The organism is Pseudarthrobacter humi (assembly GCF_024294965.1).
GTDB lineage: Bacteria > Actinomycetota > Actinomycetes > Actinomycetales > Micrococcaceae > Arthrobacter > Arthrobacter humi.
This window is the reverse complement of record NZ_JANCLV010000003.1, coordinates 146,175-163,949: the sequence shown is the minus strand read 5'-3', so window position 1 is coordinate 163,949 and position 17,775 is coordinate 146,175. Positions and strand designations below refer to the sequence as shown.

Sequence of the window (17,775 nt, the reverse complement as noted above, 5' to 3'; positions counted from 1 at the left end):
GGATCAGGTATGCCGCACCGCCTGATGCTGCTTGATACTGCGTCACTGTACTTTCGCGCCTTTTATGGCTTGCCGGACACGATCCGCCGTGCTGACGGAACGCCGGTGAACGCGGTTCGCGGCCTCCTGGACATGATCGCCCGCCTCACCACGGATTACGGGGCAACGCATTTGATTGCCTGCTGGGACGATGACTGGCGTCCGCAGTGGCGCGTGGACCTCATCCCGACCTACAAGTCGCACCGGGTCGCCGAGCTTGTGTCGGATGCCCCCGACGTCGAGGTCGTCCCGGACGCGCTCGAGGCGCAGCTTCCGATGATCCGCCGCGTGCTCGAACTCGCCGGCATCGCCATCGTGGGGGCCGCAGAACACGAGGCCGATGACGTCGTGGGGACCTATGCCAGCCACGCGGACCTCCCCGTGGATGTGGTCACCGGCGACCGTGATCTTTTCCAGACCGTCAACGATGACCGTCAGGTCCGGGTGATCTACACCGCGCGGGGCATGAGGAACCTCGAAGTCGTGACAGACGCCGTCGTCGTCGGGAAGTACCGCGTGCTGCCCGAACAGTATGCCGATTACGCGACCCTTCGCGGCGACGCCTCCGACGGGCTGCCAGGCGTGGCCGGCATCGGCGAGAAGACCGCTGCTTCGCTCCTTGGCGAGTACGGCACACTGGAGAACCTGCTCGCTGCAGCCGCTGACGGTGGCGGCGGAGTATCCGCCTCGGTTCGGTCAAAGCTGGCCGCGGCCGCCGGCTACCTCACGGTTGCGCCGGCGGTTGTGAAAATCGTGCGCGACCTCCCGCTTCCCACCCTTGAGGAAGCCGGGGCACAGCTGCACACCGTCGACGGCGAATCGCGCGCCGAACTGGAGCGTCTCGCCATCGAATGGAACCTTGGCGGCTCGATCAAACGGCTGCTCGACGCGCTTGACCGGCAGTAGCGGTGATTGCTGCATAGGCCCAGCTAGACCGTTTGGGGGATGCTCCACTCCGGCCAGGGCTCGTCGACCGGTGCCTGTTGCCAGCTCCACTCCGGCACGGAACAGACCGGGCGTAGCTCCTTAGGCGGTGCGCCGGGCAGCGAGTCTCCAGACAGGATCTCTTCAGGCATGGCCAGGCCAGGTTCAGGGTGTCTCAGTCGGCCCATCATCTGGGATGGCCAATCGGGTGGCTCCCAGTCCTGTTGTTCGCTGGCGTACTGACGGCCTGACGGCGAAGTCCAGCCGGGTGGCTTGTCGGCGCTCGCCCCGGCTGGCGTCCAACCTGTGGTGTGTTTCAGCCTGTGGTGTTTGCGGCATGGCTGGCCGAGGCTGCTGATCCCGGTGGTTCCGCCGTCGGCCCAGGAGAGAAGGTGGTCGGCTTCGTTGTCCAGGGACTGGTTGCTGCAGCCGGGGAACGGGCATCTGCCGTCCCGCAGGCGGAGCCATTGCCGCATGCTGACGGGGATGCGGTAGCTGGTGCGCCCGATCTCCAGCGGCGCCCCGTCGCGGGGGTCGGTAAGGACCCGGTGGAATGATGTGGAACTTTCGGCCATGAGCCGGCCGGCCATCGACGTCGGGATGGGCCCATATCCGTCGAGCATGGCCGGTTCGTCGGTGAGGCCCATCAGCGCGAATACCGGCACGGTCACAAGCACCTGCGCCGAGGGTGACGGCATGTGCTCCGCGGCGCCGCCAAGGAGTCATCTGGCGGCCACATCGGCGCGGATCTGGCTCAGGTTCCGGTCCTCTTGGGGTCCTTGGAGGGCACGGGCTGCTGTGGTGGCGCGGTCCCAGATCCCGGCGGCCTGGTCTGCGGGGAGGTACGCGCTCAGCCAGGCCATGCCGTCCCGGTCCGGGGCGAACTCCAGCCGGCGGTCCAGGGCGCTTTTGGTGTGGCGTTTTTCGATGCTGTCCGGGTGGTGCCGTTCGCGCCAGGTCCGGGCTTTGCGCCGGAACTCGGACGGTACGAGTTCCCCGGCGGGACAGCCGCTTGCCGGTTTGGCTGCGTCGGGGTCCAGGAAGTGGGCTTCCAAGGCGGCGGCGCCAGCCAGGTTCAGGCTAGCGGTTTCGTCGACCATGGCCCGGGCATGCTGCCACGAAATTTTCCCGTCCTGCAGGGCGGCCAGCGTCAGCGGCAGGGTGGTCAGTTCGTGGGCCTCGGACAGGAGCGCACCGGAGGTCCGTTCGCTGACCGCCAGGACGCACGCGACCTCAGCAACTACCGCCATCTCCTGAGCGATGCGGCCCTGCGGCAACGCGTTCGGGAAGGTCATCGCCCGCGTAGTATCAGCGAACCCGGCGGCGGCGTGGACTACCAGGGCAGCCGTGGCAGCCTGCAGCCGGGCAGCCTCCGCCAGCGTGTCCAGCCAGCCGTCAGACTGCTGCCGCAGCGGATCCGGTTCCCCTTGACGCGTTGGAACTGCGCCGGGGATCACCAGGGCAAGCGCAGCGACGGAAGCCCTAATGGCCTCCAACGCCTCCACCGCGGTTGTCCTTGTCATGCTCACATCATCTTGCGAGGCACCGACATTTAAGGTCCCCTCCAGGCAGTGACGCGAAATACTTTGGGAAAGTTTTTCGCGTGGCGACCTCAAGTGTCTGTTCGCGCAGCGTGCGGGCCTGGAACGGTGCCGCGCTCTGACGCGTTGGCTGCTCAGTCAGCCGTCAGGAACCGGCCGTTCCTGATCCGCGACGGGCCAAAGACGACGGTCAGCGGGGCAATCGTCCGCGGCCGGCGATCCCGTGACAGGGGACGGCCGACGGCGACATGGGGCACCCAGTGCGGGTACCGGTAGCCCAGTGCCGGGGAGCTGAGGATAAAGTCGTCCACATTGTCCACGAGGAGCCGGTCCAGCAGATCATGCAGGCCCTGCACCAGAAACACCTGGTAGTCGTGCACGCGATCGGGCACATCCACTTCGAGCCCGGAGATGCCGCCGCCACCCAGCACGATCAGTTGTTCCGAAGTTCCCGCAAACCCGTCCAGAACGGGCAGGCCCTGCAACCAGCCTGTCGCGCGCCGGGCGGCTTCACCGGCCGAGGTGATCCCCTTGGTCCAGTCCGCGACGTCCTGCGCAAAATCAGCCAGGATTCCGATATGCAGCAGCGTCAGGTGCAGCCCCTGCGGCCTGCGCAGGGCATTGACATAGCTGGCCAGTGCCTCGTAGTCGGACGGACCCGCACCAACCGTGAGGACGGGAACCTCCACCGTGATGCGCGGAACCTGCTGCATGGGACCCCCTCACACTGGCACGGACTCGTGGGCTCTGGCTGCCATTATCCTCCGCTGCGGCCACCTCGTCCCGGCGCGTGCTCTTGCCCTTGCGCCCGCCAGGGTGTCGAATCAGAGGACACGATTCGGCCCGGTGCATGGCAAAGACGCCAGGAGGTTCCCATGTCAGTGAAAGCCGCAAAGGACGCAGCACGGACACCGGGGCGGGGAGGGCCGGAGGTGCGCCGGGGTGATGCTCCGCACGGCATCGCGGCAACAGATCCGGAACAGGTGCGCAACGTGGCGCTCGTGGGGCATTCCGGTGCCGGGAAGACCCTGCTGATCGAGGCGATGCTGGCCGCCCACGGCATGATCACACGCAAAGGCTCCATCGCGGAGGGCACCACCGTCAGCGATTCGGACCCTTCGGCAGTGCGGCAGCAACGGTCGGTCACGCTGTCCCTGGTTCCGCTGCTCGTCGACGGGATCAAGGTGAACCTGCTGGATACTCCGGGATATCCGGACTTTATCGGCGAACTTCGGGCGGGGCTCCGGGCTGCGGACGCCGCCCTCTTTGTTGTCTCCGCCGTTGACGGCATCGACGCCACCACTACGGCGCTCTGGGGCGAATGCCAAGGCCTCGGGATGCCGCGGGCTGTGGTCATCACCCGCCTGGACCACCCCCGGGCAGATTACGACGGCGTTCTGGCCGCCTGCCAGCAGGCGTTCGGCGACGCGGTGCTGCCGTTGTACGTCCCGGTCCGGTCCGGCGGCGAAACCAGCGGGCTGCTGGGACTGCTGACGGGCACAGTCTCTGACTACTCCGCCGGGGAGGCGGCCGCAGGTTCCCGGGACGCTGACGCCGGTGAGCGCGCGGCGTCGGAAGCCGCCCGGGGCCGGCTCATCGAAGGGATCATCGCCGAGAGCGAGGACGAGACCCTGATGGACCGCTATCTGGGTGGTGAGGACATCGATACCGATGTCCTCATCGCGGACCTGGAAACCGCCGTCGCCCGCGGTTCCTTTTTCCCGGTGGTACCGGCCTCGGCTGTCACCGGCCTCGGCACGGCGGAACTGCTGGAAGTCCTGACCCGGGGCTTCCCGTCGCCGGTGGAGGGCGGCCTCCCTGAGGTGACTGACCTGACGGGCGCTGCAGCGGCGGCCCTGGCCTGTGACCCGGACGGGCCGCTGGCTGCTGAGGTGGTCCGCACAACCATTGATCCGTTCCTGGGGAGGGTCTGCCTGACGCGTGTATTTTCGGGTACTTTGCGTGCTGATACTCCCGTGCACGTCGGAGGGCACGGGCTCGCGGACCGCGGCCATCAGGACCATGACACCGACGAGCGCGTCACCCACCTGTATTCTCCGCTGGGCCCCAACCTGCGTCCTGTCGCGCACTGTGTGGCCGGTGATATCTGTGCGGTGGCGAAACTGGGAAGCGCCGAAACGGGGGACACCATCTCGGCGAAGGACCAGCCGCTCCTGCTGGCTACCTGGGAGATGCCTGAGCCACTGATGCCGGTGGCCGTCGAGGCGGACTCGCGCAGTGACGAGGACGCGCTGGCCCGGAGCCTGGCGAAGGTGGCCGCCGGCGATCCCACGCTGCGTGTTGAGCGGAACGCGGAAACACACCAGCTGATCCTCTGGTGCATGGGGGAGGCCCATGCCGAGGTGGTGCTGGACAGGCTGCGCGACCAGGGCGTGAAGCTGCACACCATTGACGTCGTGACGCCACTGCGGGAAACGTTCGCGGCCCCGGCAACGGGCCACGGCCGGCACGTCAAACAGTCCGGCGGCCACGGGCAGTATGCCGTCTGCGACATCGACGTGGAGCCGCTGGACCGTGGCGGCGGGTTCGAATTCGTCGACAAAACGGTGGGCGGGGTGATCCCCGGAACGTTCATCTCCTCCGTGGAGAAAGGGGTGCGTGCGCAGATGCAGAAAGGGCTGGCTGCCGGGTTCCCCGTGGTGGACCTCCGCGTCACGCTGGTGGGCGGCAAGGCCCACAGCGTTGACTCCTCCGACGCCGCCTTCCAGGCGGCGGGGGCCCTGGCGCTCCGGGAGGCTGCCGCGGCCGGTCGTATCCAGCTGCTCGAGCCTGTTTCCGCGGTCAGCATCACCGTGTCCGAGGCGCACGTTGGGGCCGTGATGAGTGACCTCTCAGCACGCCGCGGACGGCTCACCGGCACGGCCACCTCCGGTAGTGAGCTGACCGAAATCAGCGCGGAAGTCCCGGACCAGGAACTGCTGAAGTACGCTGTGGAGCTGCGGGCGCTGACAGCAGGGACCGGCCGGTTCCGGCGCCGGTACCTCCGGCATGACCCGGTGCCCAGCGGCTCATGAACGCCTCGTGATGACCGGATCGTCGTGAACGCCACCGCATGAACGGATCGTCATGAACGCCACCGCGCGGAAAATCCAGCGCATCTACCTCACCCTGACCCTGGGCAACACTCTTGCGGCCTCCTTCATCTGGGGCATCAATACGCTCTTTCTGTTGGATGCCGGGCTGAGCAACCTGGAAGCATTCGCGGCCAACGCGTTTTTCACGGCCGGCATGGTCCTGTTCGAAGTGCCTACCGGGGTCATCGCGGACGGTTGGGGACGCCGGGTCTCATTCCTGCTCGGCACGGTGACCCTGGCTGCTTCCACCTACCTGTACTACCTGCTCTGGCAGTTGTCCGCTCCCTTTTGGGCCTGGGCAGTGGTGTCGGTCCTGCTGGGCCTGGGCTTTACGTTCTTCTCCGGGGCCGTGGAGGCTTGGCTGGTGGATGCGTTGCGTTTCTCCGGCTACGACGGTGAGTTGGAGGCAGTGTTCGGGCGGGCTTTGATGGTCTCCGGCATCGCGATGCTCGCCGGTTCGACGGGCGGCGGCGTGATTGCCCAGGCCACCGACCTCGGCGTGCCGTTCCTGTTGCGCGTTGGAGTGCTCCTGGCGATGTTCGGGGTGGCCTTTTGGCTGATGCGCGATGTGGGCTTCACTCCGGAACGTTCTCCCCATCCGCTCAAGGCGAGCCGGGACGTGCTGTCCGCCTCCATCGACAACGGACTGAAAAACCCGCCCGTACGGTACATCATGCTCGCCGCGCCTTTCAGCGCCGGCGTCGGAATCTATGTTTTCTATGCTCTGCAGCCCTACCTGCTGGAGCTCTTCGGTGACCCGCGCGCCTACTCTGTCGCTGGACTCGCGGCGGGCATTGTGGCCGGGGCCCAGGTGGTGGGCGGCTGGCTGGCGCCCATGGTCCGGCGCGTGGTCCGCAAACGCACCACGGTGCTGGTAGTGAGCAGCAGCATGGGCGCCTTGATCCTGGTGGCCCTGGGCATTACGCGTGTGTTTTGGGTGGCGCTGCTGCTGCTGGTGCTGTGGGCCCTGATCTCGGCGGCGGGCACTCCGGTGCGGCAGGCCTATCTGAACGACATGATTGCTTCAAAGCAGCGCGCAACGGTGCTCAGCTTCGATTCACTCATGGGATCCAGCGGTGGAATTGTGGTGCAGCCGCTGATGGGCCGGGCAGCGGACGTATACGGCTATCCGTTGTCGCTGGCCATCAGCGGTGTGATCGAGCTGTTCGCCGTGCCGTTCCTGTTGGCGAGCCGGCGGCGGCGCTCGCCGGCCGACACTGCCACCACCGAAGCCGGCACACCGGCCTGAAGCCATGGCCTCGGCACAAAAAGTTGAGCCTTGAGAGTCCCAACACGGCGGAGTATCGTGGCGCAAACCCACCCTGCGCAACACCCCGACTTGGGAGAGATCATGCCTAGTGTGCGACGTCAATTGGCTGCTGTAACGGCTGTTCTGGCTTTGAGCGTGACGGGTGGGGCGGTGACCAGTCCTGCGTTTGCTGATCCCCGGGAAATCAAGAAGGAGGCGTTGGCTACCGGGTACGGCGGGGCGGTGAGCACCGTTGACCCGGAGGCGTCCGCTGCGGCTATCGAAGTCCTGCGCGACGGCGGCAATGCGGCGGATGCCGCCGTCGCCGCGGCCGCGACCCTGGGTGTGACCGAGCCCTACAGCGCCGGCGTCGGCGGAGGCGGATACTTCGTGTTCTACGACGCGAAGTCCGGCAAAGTGGGCACCATCGATGGCCGGGAAACGGCTCCGGCAACGATGCCGACCACTGCGTTCGTGAATCCGGCCACCGGCGTCGTATACACGTTCGCAGAGCTCGTCTCGAGCGGCGTCTCCGTGGGTGTCCCCGGAACGCCGGCGACGTGGGAACGGGCGCTGGAACGTTGGGGCACACTGGACCTTGGCGAGGCCCTCGAACCTGCCATCAGGGTGGCCAACCGCGGCTTCGTGGTGGACGAAACCTTCCGCCAGCAGACGCTCGACAACAAAGTACGGTTCTCGGCCTTCCCCGCCACGGCGAGTCTCTTCCTGCCCGGCGGTGACGCTCCCGCCGTCGGCAGTATTTTCCAGAGCAAAGACCTCGCGGAGACGTACCGGCTCCTCGCGACGGAGGGAACGGATGCGTTCTACGGCGGACAGCTCGCGACGGAGATCGCGGCAACGGTCCAGGCTCCGCCGAAAGACCCCACCTGGGTGCCTCCTGTGACTGTCCCGCCCACCAGCATTCCAGCCCTTCCGGGCTACCTGACGACGGCGGATCTCGCCGCATACCGGACGCTGGACCAGGAGCCCACACATGTGGAGTACCGCGGCTACGACGTCTACGGCATGGCGCCCTCCAGCAGTGGCGGGACCACCGTGGGCGAAGCGCTGAACATCCTGGAACCGTTCAACCTCGGTGAGATGACCAAGCCGGACGCCCTGCACCACTACCTCGAAGCCAGCGCGCTCGCCTTCGCAGACCGCGGTAAGTACCTCGGGGACCCGGCATTTGTCGACGTCCCCACCGATGCGCTGACCAACCCGCTGTTTGGCAAGGAACGGGCGTGCGCCATCGATCCGAAGCATGCGGCGACACCGAAGCCCGTCGCCGCCGGTGATGTTTCCGGGTTCGACGGCGTCTGCACGGTTTCGCCTGCGGCTGCGGCGGCCGAGACAGATACCGAAAACATCTCCACCACCAACCTCACGGTCGCTGACAAGTGGGGGAACGTCGTGGAGTACACCCTCACCATCGAGCAGACCGGCGGTTCCGGCATCGTGGTGCCCGGCCGCGGGTTCCTGCTCAACAACGAGCTCACCGACTTCTCCTATACGTCGACCAATCCGGAGGACCCGAACCGGATTGAGCCGGGCAAGCGCCCACGGTCCTCGATGTCGCCCACCATCATCCTTGAGGACGAGAAGCCGTTCCTGGCGCTCGGTTCCCCGGGCGGATCGACCATCATCACCACGGTGCTGCAGACCATCCTCAACAGGGTGGACCTGGGTATGGGCGTTTTGGACTCGCTCGCGGCCCCGCGTGCATCCCAGCGCAACACGCCCAATGTCACGGCCGAGCCGGACTTCATCAAGGCCTATGGAGACGCCCTGGCACCATACGGTCACAAGTTGGTGCCCGCAGGAGACGCTTTCACGTCGGCTGCGGAGATCGGCGCCGCGACAGCCATCGAGTTTGGGCCTGGCAAGAGCATGACCGCGGTTGCCGAGCCCCTGCGGCGCGGCGGCGGTTCGGCGATGGTGGTCAACCCGGCGCGGTGAGCATACGTGGTCCGCTGGCTCTGGAGCCGATTGGCGCGGTGGCCCGGGTTACTGCCCCATCCCGGGCCGGACGGGGACAAACTCGATAGTGGTCTGCACCTTTTTCTGCGGACCACGGGAAAAGCCCTTGGCATCAAGCTGGTTTTGGGCGCGGTACACGGCCAGGGCGTCGTCGTAGATCTCATTGAGCCGGCGGCCGGAGAACTCCTCCTGGGAGCCGTCGCTGAACGTGACAGTCACCGTGGCAGTGGCGGGAAAGTGCCTCTTCATACGGATGAAGCCTTCGGAGTCCTGCTGGAGGTTGATCAAGGGAAGTCCTGCTTTCGTGGTCGATGACCTCCAGTCTGACCTATTCCACCGCACGTGCGCCTACGGCGGTGGGGGATTGCGGCGACAATGGACGAGTGACATCGCCAACCGACTCCGCCGCCGTCCCTGCTGGCACCCCTGGTGCCGGCACCTTTGATCTGGCGGCCATCGGCACCGATCTGGCCTTCGCTGCATCGCTCGCCGAGTTGTCCTCTGTGCTGCGCGCCGGCGGTACGGCGGGTACGGCAGTGGTGCAGGCGCCGCCCGGCACCGGAAAAACAACGCTTGTCCCGCCGCTGCTCGCCAACCTTGCCGCGCCTGCAGGAATGGCCAATCGGGTGGTGGTCACCCAGCCGCGGCGGGTCGCGGCGCGTGCCGCCGCCCGGCGCCTTGCCGCCCTCGACGGCAGCCGGATCGGAGACCGCGTGGGGTACACCGTCCGCGGTGAACACCAGGCCGGGCCAGCCACCCTGGTGGAGTTTGTCACGCCGGGCATCCTGCTGCGGCGCCTGCTCGATGATCCCGGCCTGGAAAGCACGGGCGCGGTCATCCTGGACGAGGTCCATGAACGAGGCCTCGAAACCGACCTGCTGCTGGGGATGCTCGCCGAAGTTCGGCAGCTCCGCGGCGACCTCACCATGGTGGCCATGTCCGCCACCCTGGACGCGCCCCGCTTCGCCGCCCTGATCGGGGGCGCAGCCGCGAATGCAGGGACAGGACAGGCAGGGACCGCGGATGACGGCGGCGGGCCGGCTCCCGTTGTCGACTGCCCCTCAGCGCTGTACCCCCTGGCAGTGGAGTGGGTACCCGGCGCCGTGGCGCGGCTGGATGACCGTGGGGTCACACGCGGATTCCTCGACCATGTGGCGGATACAGCCGCGCAGGCCCATACTGCCGCCGTGGCGGAGGACACGCGCACCGATGCGCTGGTCTTTGTCCCGGGGGCCTGGGAGGTTTCCTATGTGGCGGCCCGCCTCCGCGGCCGGGCTGCCCCCGGAACGGAGGTGCTGGAGCTCCACGGCCAGGTCAGCCCGGCCGAACAGGACCAGGCAGTGTCGGGGCGCCCGCCGGGCGGCCCGGCACGGATCATCGTGTCCACGGACCTGGCGGAGTCATCCCTGACTGTCCCTGGAGTGCGCCTGGTCATCGATTCCGGGTTGACCCGCGAACCCCGCCGTGATGCCAGCCGGGGGATGTCCGGGCTGGTCACGGTGTCCTGTTCCCGGGCATCAGCCGAACAGCGGGCCGGCCGGGCCGCACGGCAGGGCCCGGGCCGGGTGGTCCGGTGCTACGACCAAAGGACCTATGGTGCCGCGCCGGCGCACGTGACGCCCGAGATCGTTGTGGCGGACCTGACCGGTGCTGCGCTGGTCCTGGCCTGTTGGGGATCACCGGGCGGCGCCGGGCTGGCGCTTCCGGATCCGCCTCCCGCGGCAGCCATGGGCGAGGCTGTAGAGGTGCTGCGCGAACTCGGAGCCGTGGGGCGGGACGGGCACGCCACCGCACTGGGGCGGACGCTGGTACGGGTCCCGGCTGATCCGCGGCTGGCCCGCGCACTGCTCGACGGCGCAGCGGCCGTGGGTCACCGCGCCGCAGCGGAAGCGGTGGCACTCGTAGCCGGGGACCAGCGGGCCCCGGGGGCCGACCTCACCCGGCTCCTGTCCGGCCTGCGAGCCGGAAAGGACCCCGCCGCCAGGCGCTGGGCAGAGGACGTCCGCCGGCTGGAGGGCATTGCGCGGACTGAAGGCGCCGCCATCGGACAACCCGCCATTGCGTCCCTGGTGAGGTCCGCGCCGGTGACGGCCGCGGAGGCGGTGGGCGTCGTCGTCGCGCTGGCGTTCCCGGACCGCGTGGCCCGGCGCGTCCCGGGCGATGGCCCGGCGCGGTACCTGCTGTCGTCCGGCACCCGTGCGGGGTTACCGGCGGGCAGTCCGCTCACCGGACAGGAGTGGCTGGCAGTGGCGGAAGTTTCACGCGCCGCCGGCCGGGCCGCAGCCGGTACCGGCGCGGTCGTCCGGTCCGCCGCGCCGCTGAGCGCCGACACCGCCGAGGCGGCCGCCGGGCACCTCCTGACCGACGCCGTGGAAGCGCAGTTCAGCCAGGGCAGGGTGAAGGCCAGGCGGGAACGCCGGCTGGGTGCCATCAGCCTGTCCTCCACGCCCGTCCGCCCCTCCGCCGAGGAGGGCCGTGCCGCGGTGACCCGTGCCCTCGCCACGGAGGGGCTGGGAACCATCGGATGGTCGACGGCGGCTGACGCGTTGCGCCGCCGCCTCGCCTTGCTGCGCCGCGAACTGGGTGAGCCGTGGCCCGACGTTTCCGAACCGGCCCTGCTGGCCCGGCTGGACTCCTGGCTGGGACCGGAGCTCGAGAAACTGGCCGGCGGCGCCGCCACCAGCAGCATTGACCTCACCGACCCCCTGCGGCGGCTGCTGCCCTGGCCGGAGGCGGTCCGTCTGGCGGAGCTGGCACCGGAGGCACTGAAAGTGCCCAGCGGATCGATGGTGCGGATCGACTACCCCGAGGTGTCGGACAGAGCGGCGCCAGGCGGTGCCGGGTCAGATGGTGCCGCGGCGGACCAGGCAGGACCCGGGCAGGAAGCACCGCGGCAGGCACGCGCGGACGACGGCGGCCGGCCGGTTGTCGCGGTCAAGCTGCAGGAGTGCTTTGGCTGGGCTGAGACCCCACGGCTGGTGGACGGAAGGGTTCCTGTCCTCTTCCACTTGCTGTCGCCTGCGCGGCGGCCGCTTGCCGTGACGGACGACCTGGCATCGTTCTGGTCCGGGCCGTACGCGCAGGTGCGGGCCGAGATGCGCGGCCGCTACCCCAGGCATCCCTGGCCGGAGGATCCCTGGACGGCACTGCCGACGGCCCGGACCAAAGCCCGGATGTAGCCGGCGCGCCGGCGGCCTTTCTTTCGCCGGTTGCACCGGTGAGATGTCCGATACGTCGCCGAAACGTTGCGTCGACCCGCTGAAACATGGCGCAGTTAGGCTCGTTCCTACTTGGACAGCGTGGTCCAGACCACCACACGAAGGGACACAATTATGTTGCTTTTGAGTAGCCTGAACTTCCTCTTTGACGCCGGCCGCGGAGAGGGCAGCCACCCGCACAATGGAGGGATCGGGAAGACCGATTTCCCCACAGGCCGGCTGACCTCCACCGCCTGGGAAGGCTGGTGGCACGAGGACGCTGCGTAGCTGGTCGGGGCACGTGGCCGTTACGGCTGGCCGGTTCGGTCAGCCGCGGCTCCGCATAAACTCGGCCACCTTGGGCGCCAGCGACGCTCCGATCTCTGCAGCGTCGCGCTTCTTGCCGGCGACGGCGAAGGAGTGGTCACCACCGTCGATCCAGTCCAGGACAGCGGACGGACCGATCCGGGAGATGACACCCTCCAGCAGATCCGGCGTCGCGAAGGTGTCGCGCGTGCCCTGCAGGAACAACATGGGCAGCGTGAGCCCGTAGAGATGCTCGTCGCGGAGCTTTTCGGGCTTTCCGGGCGGGTGGAGGGGATAGCCGAGGTAGACGAGTCCGGCAGTGTCCATTCCCTCGGCAACTGCCATGGACGCCATCCGGCCACCAAACGATTTGCCGGCGGCCCACACCGGTCCCGTATCACCGTGGGCCTGCGCCTGGCGCGCGGCTTCGTCCATGGCGGCGCGCCAGGCGGCGATGGCTGCCGGCGGCCGGTCCGGGAATTTTCGGCCGGCCTCGCGGTAGGGGAAGTTGAAGCGCAGGGTGGCAACGCCGTCGTCGTTCAGTCCACGGGTGAAACCGCTCATGAACGGGTGCTCCATACCGGCGCCTGCCCCGTGCGCCAGCACCAGGGTGGCGAAGGGGCTGTCCGGGCGGGCGTAGACGCCGGAGACCTCAACGTCGCCGACGGGAAAGGTGACAGGGGATTCAGCTACGGCCATAGGTCCATGATGCCGGATCACCGGCAGCGCTGGGTGCCGGGGTGCTGACGCCACGCATGGCGCAGGGTAGGTTGTCCCCATGGCGAGCGAACAGACCACCCTCACTGTCCCGGGACCTCACGGCGAGCGCGAGATGCGCGTTTCCAGCCCCAGCAGGGTGCTCTGGCCGGATCTCGGTCTGACCAAGCTGGACCTCGCACGCTACATGGTGGATGTGGGGGAGGCGTTCATCGCCGCGAACGGTGACCGGCCGGTGGCGCTGCAGAGGTACTCGGACAATGTCGAGGGGGACCAGTTCTTTTCAAAGAACCCGCCCAAGGGAGCACCTGACTTCATCCGCTCAGTGAACGTGACCTTTCCGAGCGCACGCTCGCACCCCATGCTGGTCCTGGACGAACCCGCCGCGGCTGTATGGGCGGTGCAGATGAATACGGTGGTGTTCCACCCGTGGCCGTCCCTTACAGCGAACACCGATAACCCGGACCAGCTGCGCATCGACCTTGACCCGCAGCCGGGCACAGACTTCGACGACGCCGTCCCGGCTGCCCTGGCGCTGAAGGAGGTGCTGGCGGAGGCCGGGCTGGACACGTTCATCAAGACATCCGGGAACCGCGGCCTGCACGTCTACGCTCCCATCGAGCCCAACCACGAATTCCTGGACGTCCGCCACGCGGTGATCGCTGCGGCCCGCGAACTGGAGCGGCGGATGCCGGACAAGGTCACCACGGCCTGGTGGAAGGAGGAACGCGGCGTGAAGGTGTTCCTGGACTTCAACCAGGCGAACCGGGACCGGACCATCGCCGGCGCGTACAGCCCCCGCGCGCTGGCCCATGCGCCCGTCTCCTGCCCCATCAGCTGGGACGAACTGGGCAGCGCGGATCCCAAGGACTTCACCATCCTGACGGTCCCCGAGCGGCTCAGGGCCGTGGGCGATCCCTGGGCAGACATGAAGGAACATCCCGGCACCATCAACGTGCTCTTGGAGTGGTGGGAGCGGGACCTCAAGGCCGGGCTCGGCGAACTGCCGTTCCCGCCGGACTACCCGAAAATGCCCGGCGAGCCCCCGCGGGTGCAGCCCAGCCGGGCCCGCAAACAGGACTGAGTCCGTTCGAGCCGGTCCTCGCGTACGAGGAAGGGCCTACTCGAACCGGGACGGGTCCCCGGTGCCGCGACGCACCACCTCGGCCACTCCGCTGGAATAGTCGATCACCGTGGTGGGCTCTGCCCCGCAGTCGCCGGAATCGATGACTGCGTCCACCTCGTGCTCGAGCCGTTCCTTGATTTCCCAGCCCTGGGTCAGCGGGTCTTCCTCGTCCGGGAGCAGCAGGGTGCTGGAGAGGAGGGGCTCGCCAAGCTCGGCCAGCAGCGCCTGGACCACCCGGTTGTCCGGGATCCGCACACCCACCGTCTTTTTCTTCGGGTGCAGCAGCCGGCGCGGCACTTCCTTGGTGGCTGGCAGGATAAACGTGTAGCTTCCCGGGGTGACGGCTTTTATGGCGCGGAAGACGTCGTTGCCGATGTTCACGAACTGGCCCAGCTGGGCGAAGTCCTTGCACACCAGCGTGAAGTGGTGCTTGTCGTCGAGCTTGCGGATATTCCGGATCCGGTCCAGCGCATCCTTGTTGCCCAGCTGGGCACCGAGGGCGTAGCAGGAGTCCGTGGGGTAGGCGATCAGCCCGCCGTCGAGCACGATCTTCACGGCCTGCGTGATCGCGCGGGGCTGGGGATCCTGGGGATGAACATCAAAGTATCTGGCCATGCTCCTGAGCCTACGACAAGTGGCGCCCCGGCCAGTAGACAGGCACGGCGTCGTGAGCAGACACCGATCGCGTATAGGTTCAGGGAGGATAGGTTCAGTCAGCCGGGTAAGCGCCGGGCGGACAAACGAAAGGTGGCAGCGTGCCGGTGTGGCTTCAGGCGTTGATGTGGGGAACCGTGGCCGGAGCCGCCCTGGTGCTGGGGGCCGCCGCGTCGTGGAAATGGGCCATCCCGTCAAAACTTGTTTCCTCGATCATGTCGTTCGGGGCGGGCGTGCTGATTTCGGCCCTGGCGTTCGAGCTCGTTGCCGAGGCGGTTGATGGCGGGGGCCTGTGGCCCACCGTGACCGGATTCCTGGCCGGCTCCGTCGTCTACGTGGGAGCGAACATGCTCCTCACCCGGGCCGGCGCCAAACACCGCAAACGCTCAGGCAGCCAGCAACCGACGGAGCAGGACAGCCCGGGCAGCGGCGCGGCCATCGCGTTCGGCGCCCTCCTCGACGGGATCCCGGAGTCGATAGTGCTCGGCGTCGGACTCGTCACCGCTGGATCGGTCAGTCCAGCCATGCTGGTGGCTGTGTTTATCTCCAACGTTCCCGAGGGTCTTTCCGGAACCGCGGGCATGAAAAAGGCGGGCCGCAGCACCGGCTACATTTTCGGGGTGTGGGGCGGCATCGCCGTGATGTGCGGACTCGCCTCACTGCTCGGGTACGTGGCGCTGGAGAACGCTCCGGGCGCCGTCGTCGCCTTCATTACCGCGATCGCGGCGGGCGGGATCCTGGCGATGCTCGCCGACACCATGATCCCCGAGGCGTTCGAAGAGCACCACAACCTCACCGGGCTGACCGCATCCGTCGGGTTCCTGACGGCCTTCACGGTCCACCAGCTCGGCGGGTGATGTCCCGCCGTCGTGAACGGTCAGCCCACGTGCACCCACGGCCGCTTGGTGACATCCGGTTCGGCTTCGCGGAGGATCTCGCGTGTCACGGGGGCGATCTCGCCTTCGCCCAGCACCAGGAAGCGCAGGAGGTTCACGGCAGGATTTCCTTCGGTCCAGCGGAAGTAGACGTGGGGCATCAGCCCGGTCACATCGCGGATGTGCAGGAGCACCGAGGCGATGGTGTTGGGCACAACCGGTCCGTGGACTTCCAGGACGGCGAACCCGTGCCGCACCACACCCCGGACCTCCAATGCCGTCTCGAAGTCGGAGGAATCGTCCACAGTGACTTCCAGGAACAGCGGCCGGTAATCAGACGGGAAATGGCTTGCTTCGGTGGATGACGCCAGTTTCTGCCGGTAAGCGTCCGCCGACTGGCGGAGCGGCTCGTGGGCGATGATCCCGATCGGCCCGCTCAGGTTCTCCGCCATGAACTCCAGGGCCTGGGTGTCCAGCCGGACGTGCGTGGCGTGCAGTTCGAAGGACCGCAGCACCCTTGAGAGCAGCGAGATGCTGATGATCCCCAGGATGAAGAAGCCGGCAATCCGGATGCCTTCGGGACGTTCAAAGATATTGGCGACCGTTGTGTAGACAAACAGCACCGTGATGATGCCGAAGCCGATGGTCCGCTTACGCTGCCGAAGCCGGCGCGCCGAGAGTGTCACGGCCACTGCAGCCGAGGTCATCAGCACCAGGACGCCGGTGGCGTACGCCCCGCCCTGGGCATCGACGTCGGCCTCAAACAGCCAAGTGATCAGGAACCCGATCAGCGTGAAGACAAGCACGAGCGGCCGGACTGCCTTCGCCCACGCAGGGGCCATGCCGTACCGAGGCAGGTACCGGGGGACCAGGTTCAGCAGGCCGGCCATCGCGGACGCACCGGCAAACCACAGGATGGCGATGGTACTCACGTCATACACCGTGCCGAAACCCGGCCCGAGGTATTCGTGGGCCAGAAACGCCAGTGCCCTGCCGTTGGCTTGTCCGCCCGGCAGGAACTCAGCCTCGGGGATCAGGACAACCGTGGCGAAGCTGCTGGTCACGAGGAAGGAGCTCATGATCACGGCGGCGGTGGTCAGCATCCGCCGAGTCCCCTGGATCCGCCCAGCCGGGTTCTCCGGGGTATCGCCCACGCCGCCGCGGACCTGCGGCATCACCGCCACGCCGGTTTCAAAGCCGGACAGCCCCAGCGCCAGCTTGGGGAAGACGAGCAGGGCGATGGCCACCGCCATCAGCGGATTCCCGTGGGAGGTGGTAAGAGTCTGCCACCAGTCACCGACGGCCACCGGATGGGCGGCTGCCTCCGCGAGCGACCTCGCGATGACCACCACGTTGAGCCCCAGGTACAGGACCACCAGCACAACGGCGACGCCGATGGCCTCCTTGAACCCGCGCAGGAAAACCGCAGCGAGCAGGGCAAGCAGGACCAGCGTTACGGCCACCTCCTGGCCGTGCAGGGCGCCCGGTGCAAACGGATTCTCGATCAGGTGTGCCGTCGCATCGGCGGCGGACAGCGTCATGGTGATCATGAAGTCCGTGGCCGCGAAACCCAACAGCACCAGCACCAGGAGCTTGCCCCGCCACTTGGGGAGCAGCCGCTCCAGCATGGCAATGGACCCTTCGCCGCGGTGGCTCTCGCCGGCAACCCGGCGGTAGACGGGGAGGGCGCCAAACAGCGTCACGGCCACCAGGACAAGCGTTGCCAAAGGGGAGATGGCACCGGCCGCGAGCGCCGCAATGGCCGGCTGGTAGCCCAGCGTGGAGAAATAGTCCACGCCGGTCAGGCACATCACCTGCCACCAGTGGTGCTTCCTTTGTTCGTCCGCGAGCCCGCCCGGCCCCTGATGGGTGCCCTTGGCATCCTCCAATCCATGCAGCAGCCAACTGCCAAGGGCCTCCTTCCGCGTCGCACGGAGTGCCGAGGGATCGGCAGGGGGTCTGCTCATGGTGGTCATGAAAGCCTTTCAGTCTGCGGCACAGCACCGCGGGCACAGCCGAATCTAGTACCGCCCACTCGCCTTGGCGCCGCATTCGGGCGGATCTTGACGCAT

General features: G+C 67.6%; 15 protein-coding genes. 8 read left to right on the top strand and 7 right to left on the bottom strand.

Features of this window, described 5'->3' with window-relative positions; genetic code table 11:
* Positions 1-9: 9 nt before the first annotated feature.
* Positions 10-945 (top strand): 5'-3' exonuclease, encoded by a 936-nt coding sequence (locus NFC73_RS06050; protein ID WP_254748476.1) that lies wholly within the window; start codon positions 10-12, stop codon positions 943-945.
* Between the two features lie 23 nt (positions 946-968).
* On the opposite strand, the gene NFC73_RS20965 is transcribed toward NFC73_RS06050, so the two are convergent.
* The 3 genes from NFC73_RS20965 to NFC73_RS06040 all read right to left on the bottom strand — a co-directional run bounded on the left by NFC73_RS20965 (position 969) and on the right by NFC73_RS06040 (position 3,217).
* Positions 969-1,661, bottom strand: a complete 693-nt coding sequence (locus NFC73_RS20965) for an HNH endonuclease signature motif containing protein (protein ID WP_372494584.1) — start codon at positions 1,659-1,661, stop codon at positions 969-971.
* Between the two features lie 24 nt (positions 1,662-1,685).
* A complete protein-coding gene (locus NFC73_RS20960; protein WP_372494583.1) occupies positions 1,686-2,486 on the bottom strand; it encodes a 13E12 repeat family protein in 801 nt (266 codons plus the stop codon).
* Between the two features lie 152 nt (positions 2,487-2,638).
* Positions 2,639-3,217 (bottom strand): hypothetical protein, encoded by a 579-nt coding sequence (locus NFC73_RS06040; RefSeq protein ID WP_254748474.1) that lies wholly within the window; start codon positions 3,215-3,217, stop codon positions 2,639-2,641.
* A 162-nt stretch (positions 3,218-3,379) separates the two neighbouring features.
* On the opposite strand from NFC73_RS06040, the gene NFC73_RS06035 reads away from it, so the two are divergent.
* From NFC73_RS06035 to NFC73_RS06025, 3 genes are all read left to right on the top strand, one after another.
* Complete coding sequence (locus NFC73_RS06035; RefSeq protein WP_254748472.1) at positions 3,380-5,539, top strand: elongation factor G-like protein EF-G2; 2,160 nt, start codon at positions 3,380-3,382, stop codon at positions 5,537-5,539.
* 52 nt (positions 5,540-5,591) lie between these two features.
* Complete coding sequence (locus NFC73_RS06030; protein ID WP_254748470.1) at positions 5,592-6,848, top strand: MFS transporter; 1,257 nt, start codon at positions 5,592-5,594, stop codon at positions 6,846-6,848.
* 102 nt (positions 6,849-6,950) lie between these two features.
* Positions 6,951-8,807, top strand: a complete 1,857-nt coding sequence (locus tag NFC73_RS06025; protein WP_254748467.1) for a gamma-glutamyltransferase family protein — start codon at positions 6,951-6,953, stop codon at positions 8,805-8,807.
* A gap of 48 nt (positions 8,808-8,855) precedes the next feature.
* Here the strand turns inward: NFC73_RS06025 and NFC73_RS06020 are convergent, their stop codons facing one another.
* The gene (locus NFC73_RS06020) at positions 8,856-9,116 is read right to left on the bottom strand and encodes a hypothetical protein (RefSeq protein ID WP_248764158.1); all 261 of its coding nucleotides are present in this window, start codon (positions 9,114-9,116) and stop codon (positions 8,856-8,858) included.
* 95 nt (positions 9,117-9,211) lie between these two features.
* Between NFC73_RS06020 and NFC73_RS06015 the strand changes: the two genes are divergently transcribed.
* Together NFC73_RS06015 and NFC73_RS06010 are read left to right on the top strand one after the other, a co-directional pair.
* A complete protein-coding gene (locus NFC73_RS06015; protein ID WP_254748465.1) occupies positions 9,212-12,007 on the top strand; it encodes an ATP-dependent RNA helicase in 2,796 nt (931 codons plus the stop codon).
* Positions 12,008-12,160: 153 nt separating this feature from the next.
* The gene (locus NFC73_RS06010) at positions 12,161-12,313 is read left to right on the top strand and encodes a hypothetical protein (RefSeq protein ID WP_254748463.1); all 153 of its coding nucleotides are present in this window, start codon (positions 12,161-12,163) and stop codon (positions 12,311-12,313) included.
* A 39-nt stretch (positions 12,314-12,352) separates the two neighbouring features.
* Here NFC73_RS06010 and NFC73_RS06005 read toward each other — a convergent pair whose 3' ends face one another.
* Positions 12,353-13,030: an alpha/beta hydrolase family protein gene (locus NFC73_RS06005; protein ID WP_254748461.1), complete on the bottom strand. Its 678-nt coding sequence runs from the start codon at positions 13,028-13,030 to the stop codon at positions 12,353-12,355.
* 79 nt (positions 13,031-13,109) lie between these two features.
* Between NFC73_RS06005 and ligD the strand changes: the two genes are divergently transcribed.
* Positions 13,110-14,132, top strand: coding sequence for a non-homologous end-joining DNA ligase (gene ligD, locus NFC73_RS06000; RefSeq protein ID WP_254748459.1), 1,023 nt, complete (start codon positions 13,110-13,112; stop codon positions 14,130-14,132).
* A gap of 36 nt (positions 14,133-14,168) precedes the next feature.
* Here the strand turns inward: ligD and NFC73_RS05995 are convergent, their stop codons facing one another.
* Complete coding sequence (locus NFC73_RS05995; RefSeq protein WP_058932553.1) at positions 14,169-14,789, bottom strand: L-threonylcarbamoyladenylate synthase; 621 nt, start codon at positions 14,787-14,789, stop codon at positions 14,169-14,171.
* Positions 14,790-14,929: 140 nt separating this feature from the next.
* Here NFC73_RS05995 and NFC73_RS05990 point away from each other — a divergent pair, with 140 nt between their 5' ends.
* Positions 14,930-15,685, top strand: coding sequence for a ZIP family metal transporter (locus NFC73_RS05990; protein ID WP_254748457.1), 756 nt, complete (start codon positions 14,930-14,932; stop codon positions 15,683-15,685).
* Positions 15,686-15,705: 20 nt separating this feature from the next.
* Here the strand turns inward: NFC73_RS05990 and NFC73_RS05985 are convergent, their stop codons facing one another.
* The gene (locus NFC73_RS05985) at positions 15,706-17,679 is read right to left on the bottom strand and encodes an APC family permease (protein ID WP_254748455.1); all 1,974 of its coding nucleotides are present in this window, start codon (positions 17,677-17,679) and stop codon (positions 15,706-15,708) included.
* Positions 17,680-17,775 lie beyond the last annotated feature (96 nt).

Excerpts from the sequence above, each read along its gene's own strand:
- NFC73_RS20965 (WP_372494584.1), bottom strand. The coding sequence starts at position 1,661 with ATGCCGTCACCCTCGGCGCAGGTGCTTGTGACCGTGCCGGTATTCGCG.
- NFC73_RS06010 (WP_254748463.1), top strand. The coding sequence starts at position 12,161 with ATGTTGCTTTTGAGTAGCCTGAACTTCCTCTTTGACGCCGGCCGCGGA.
- NFC73_RS06025 (WP_254748467.1), top strand. The coding sequence starts at position 6,951 with ATGCCTAGTGTGCGACGTCAATTGGCTGCTGTAACGGCTGTTCTGGCT.
- NFC73_RS06005 (WP_254748461.1), bottom strand. The coding sequence starts at position 13,030 with ATGGCCGTAGCTGAATCCCCTGTCACCTTTCCCGTCGGCGACGTTGAG.
- NFC73_RS06040 (WP_254748474.1), bottom strand. The coding sequence starts at position 3,217 with ATGCAGCAGGTTCCGCGCATCACGGTGGAGGTTCCCGTCCTCACGGTT.
- NFC73_RS05995 (WP_058932553.1), bottom strand. The coding sequence starts at position 14,789 with ATGGCCAGATACTTTGATGTTCATCCCCAGGATCCCCAGCCCCGCGCG.
- NFC73_RS05985 (WP_254748455.1), bottom strand. The coding sequence starts at position 17,679 with ATGACCACCATGAGCAGACCCCCTGCCGATCCCTCGGCACTCCGTGCG.
- NFC73_RS20960 (WP_372494583.1), bottom strand. The coding sequence starts at position 2,486 with ATGACAAGGACAACCGCGGTGGAGGCGTTGGAGGCCATTAGGGCTTCC.
- NFC73_RS06035 (WP_254748472.1), top strand. The coding sequence starts at position 3,380 with ATGTCAGTGAAAGCCGCAAAGGACGCAGCACGGACACCGGGGCGGGGA.
- NFC73_RS06030 (WP_254748470.1), top strand. The coding sequence starts at position 5,592 with ATGAACGCCACCGCGCGGAAAATCCAGCGCATCTACCTCACCCTGACC.
- NFC73_RS06050 (WP_254748476.1), top strand. The coding sequence starts at position 10 with ATGCCGCACCGCCTGATGCTGCTTGATACTGCGTCACTGTACTTTCGC.
- ligD (WP_254748459.1), top strand. The coding sequence starts at position 13,110 with ATGGCGAGCGAACAGACCACCCTCACTGTCCCGGGACCTCACGGCGAG.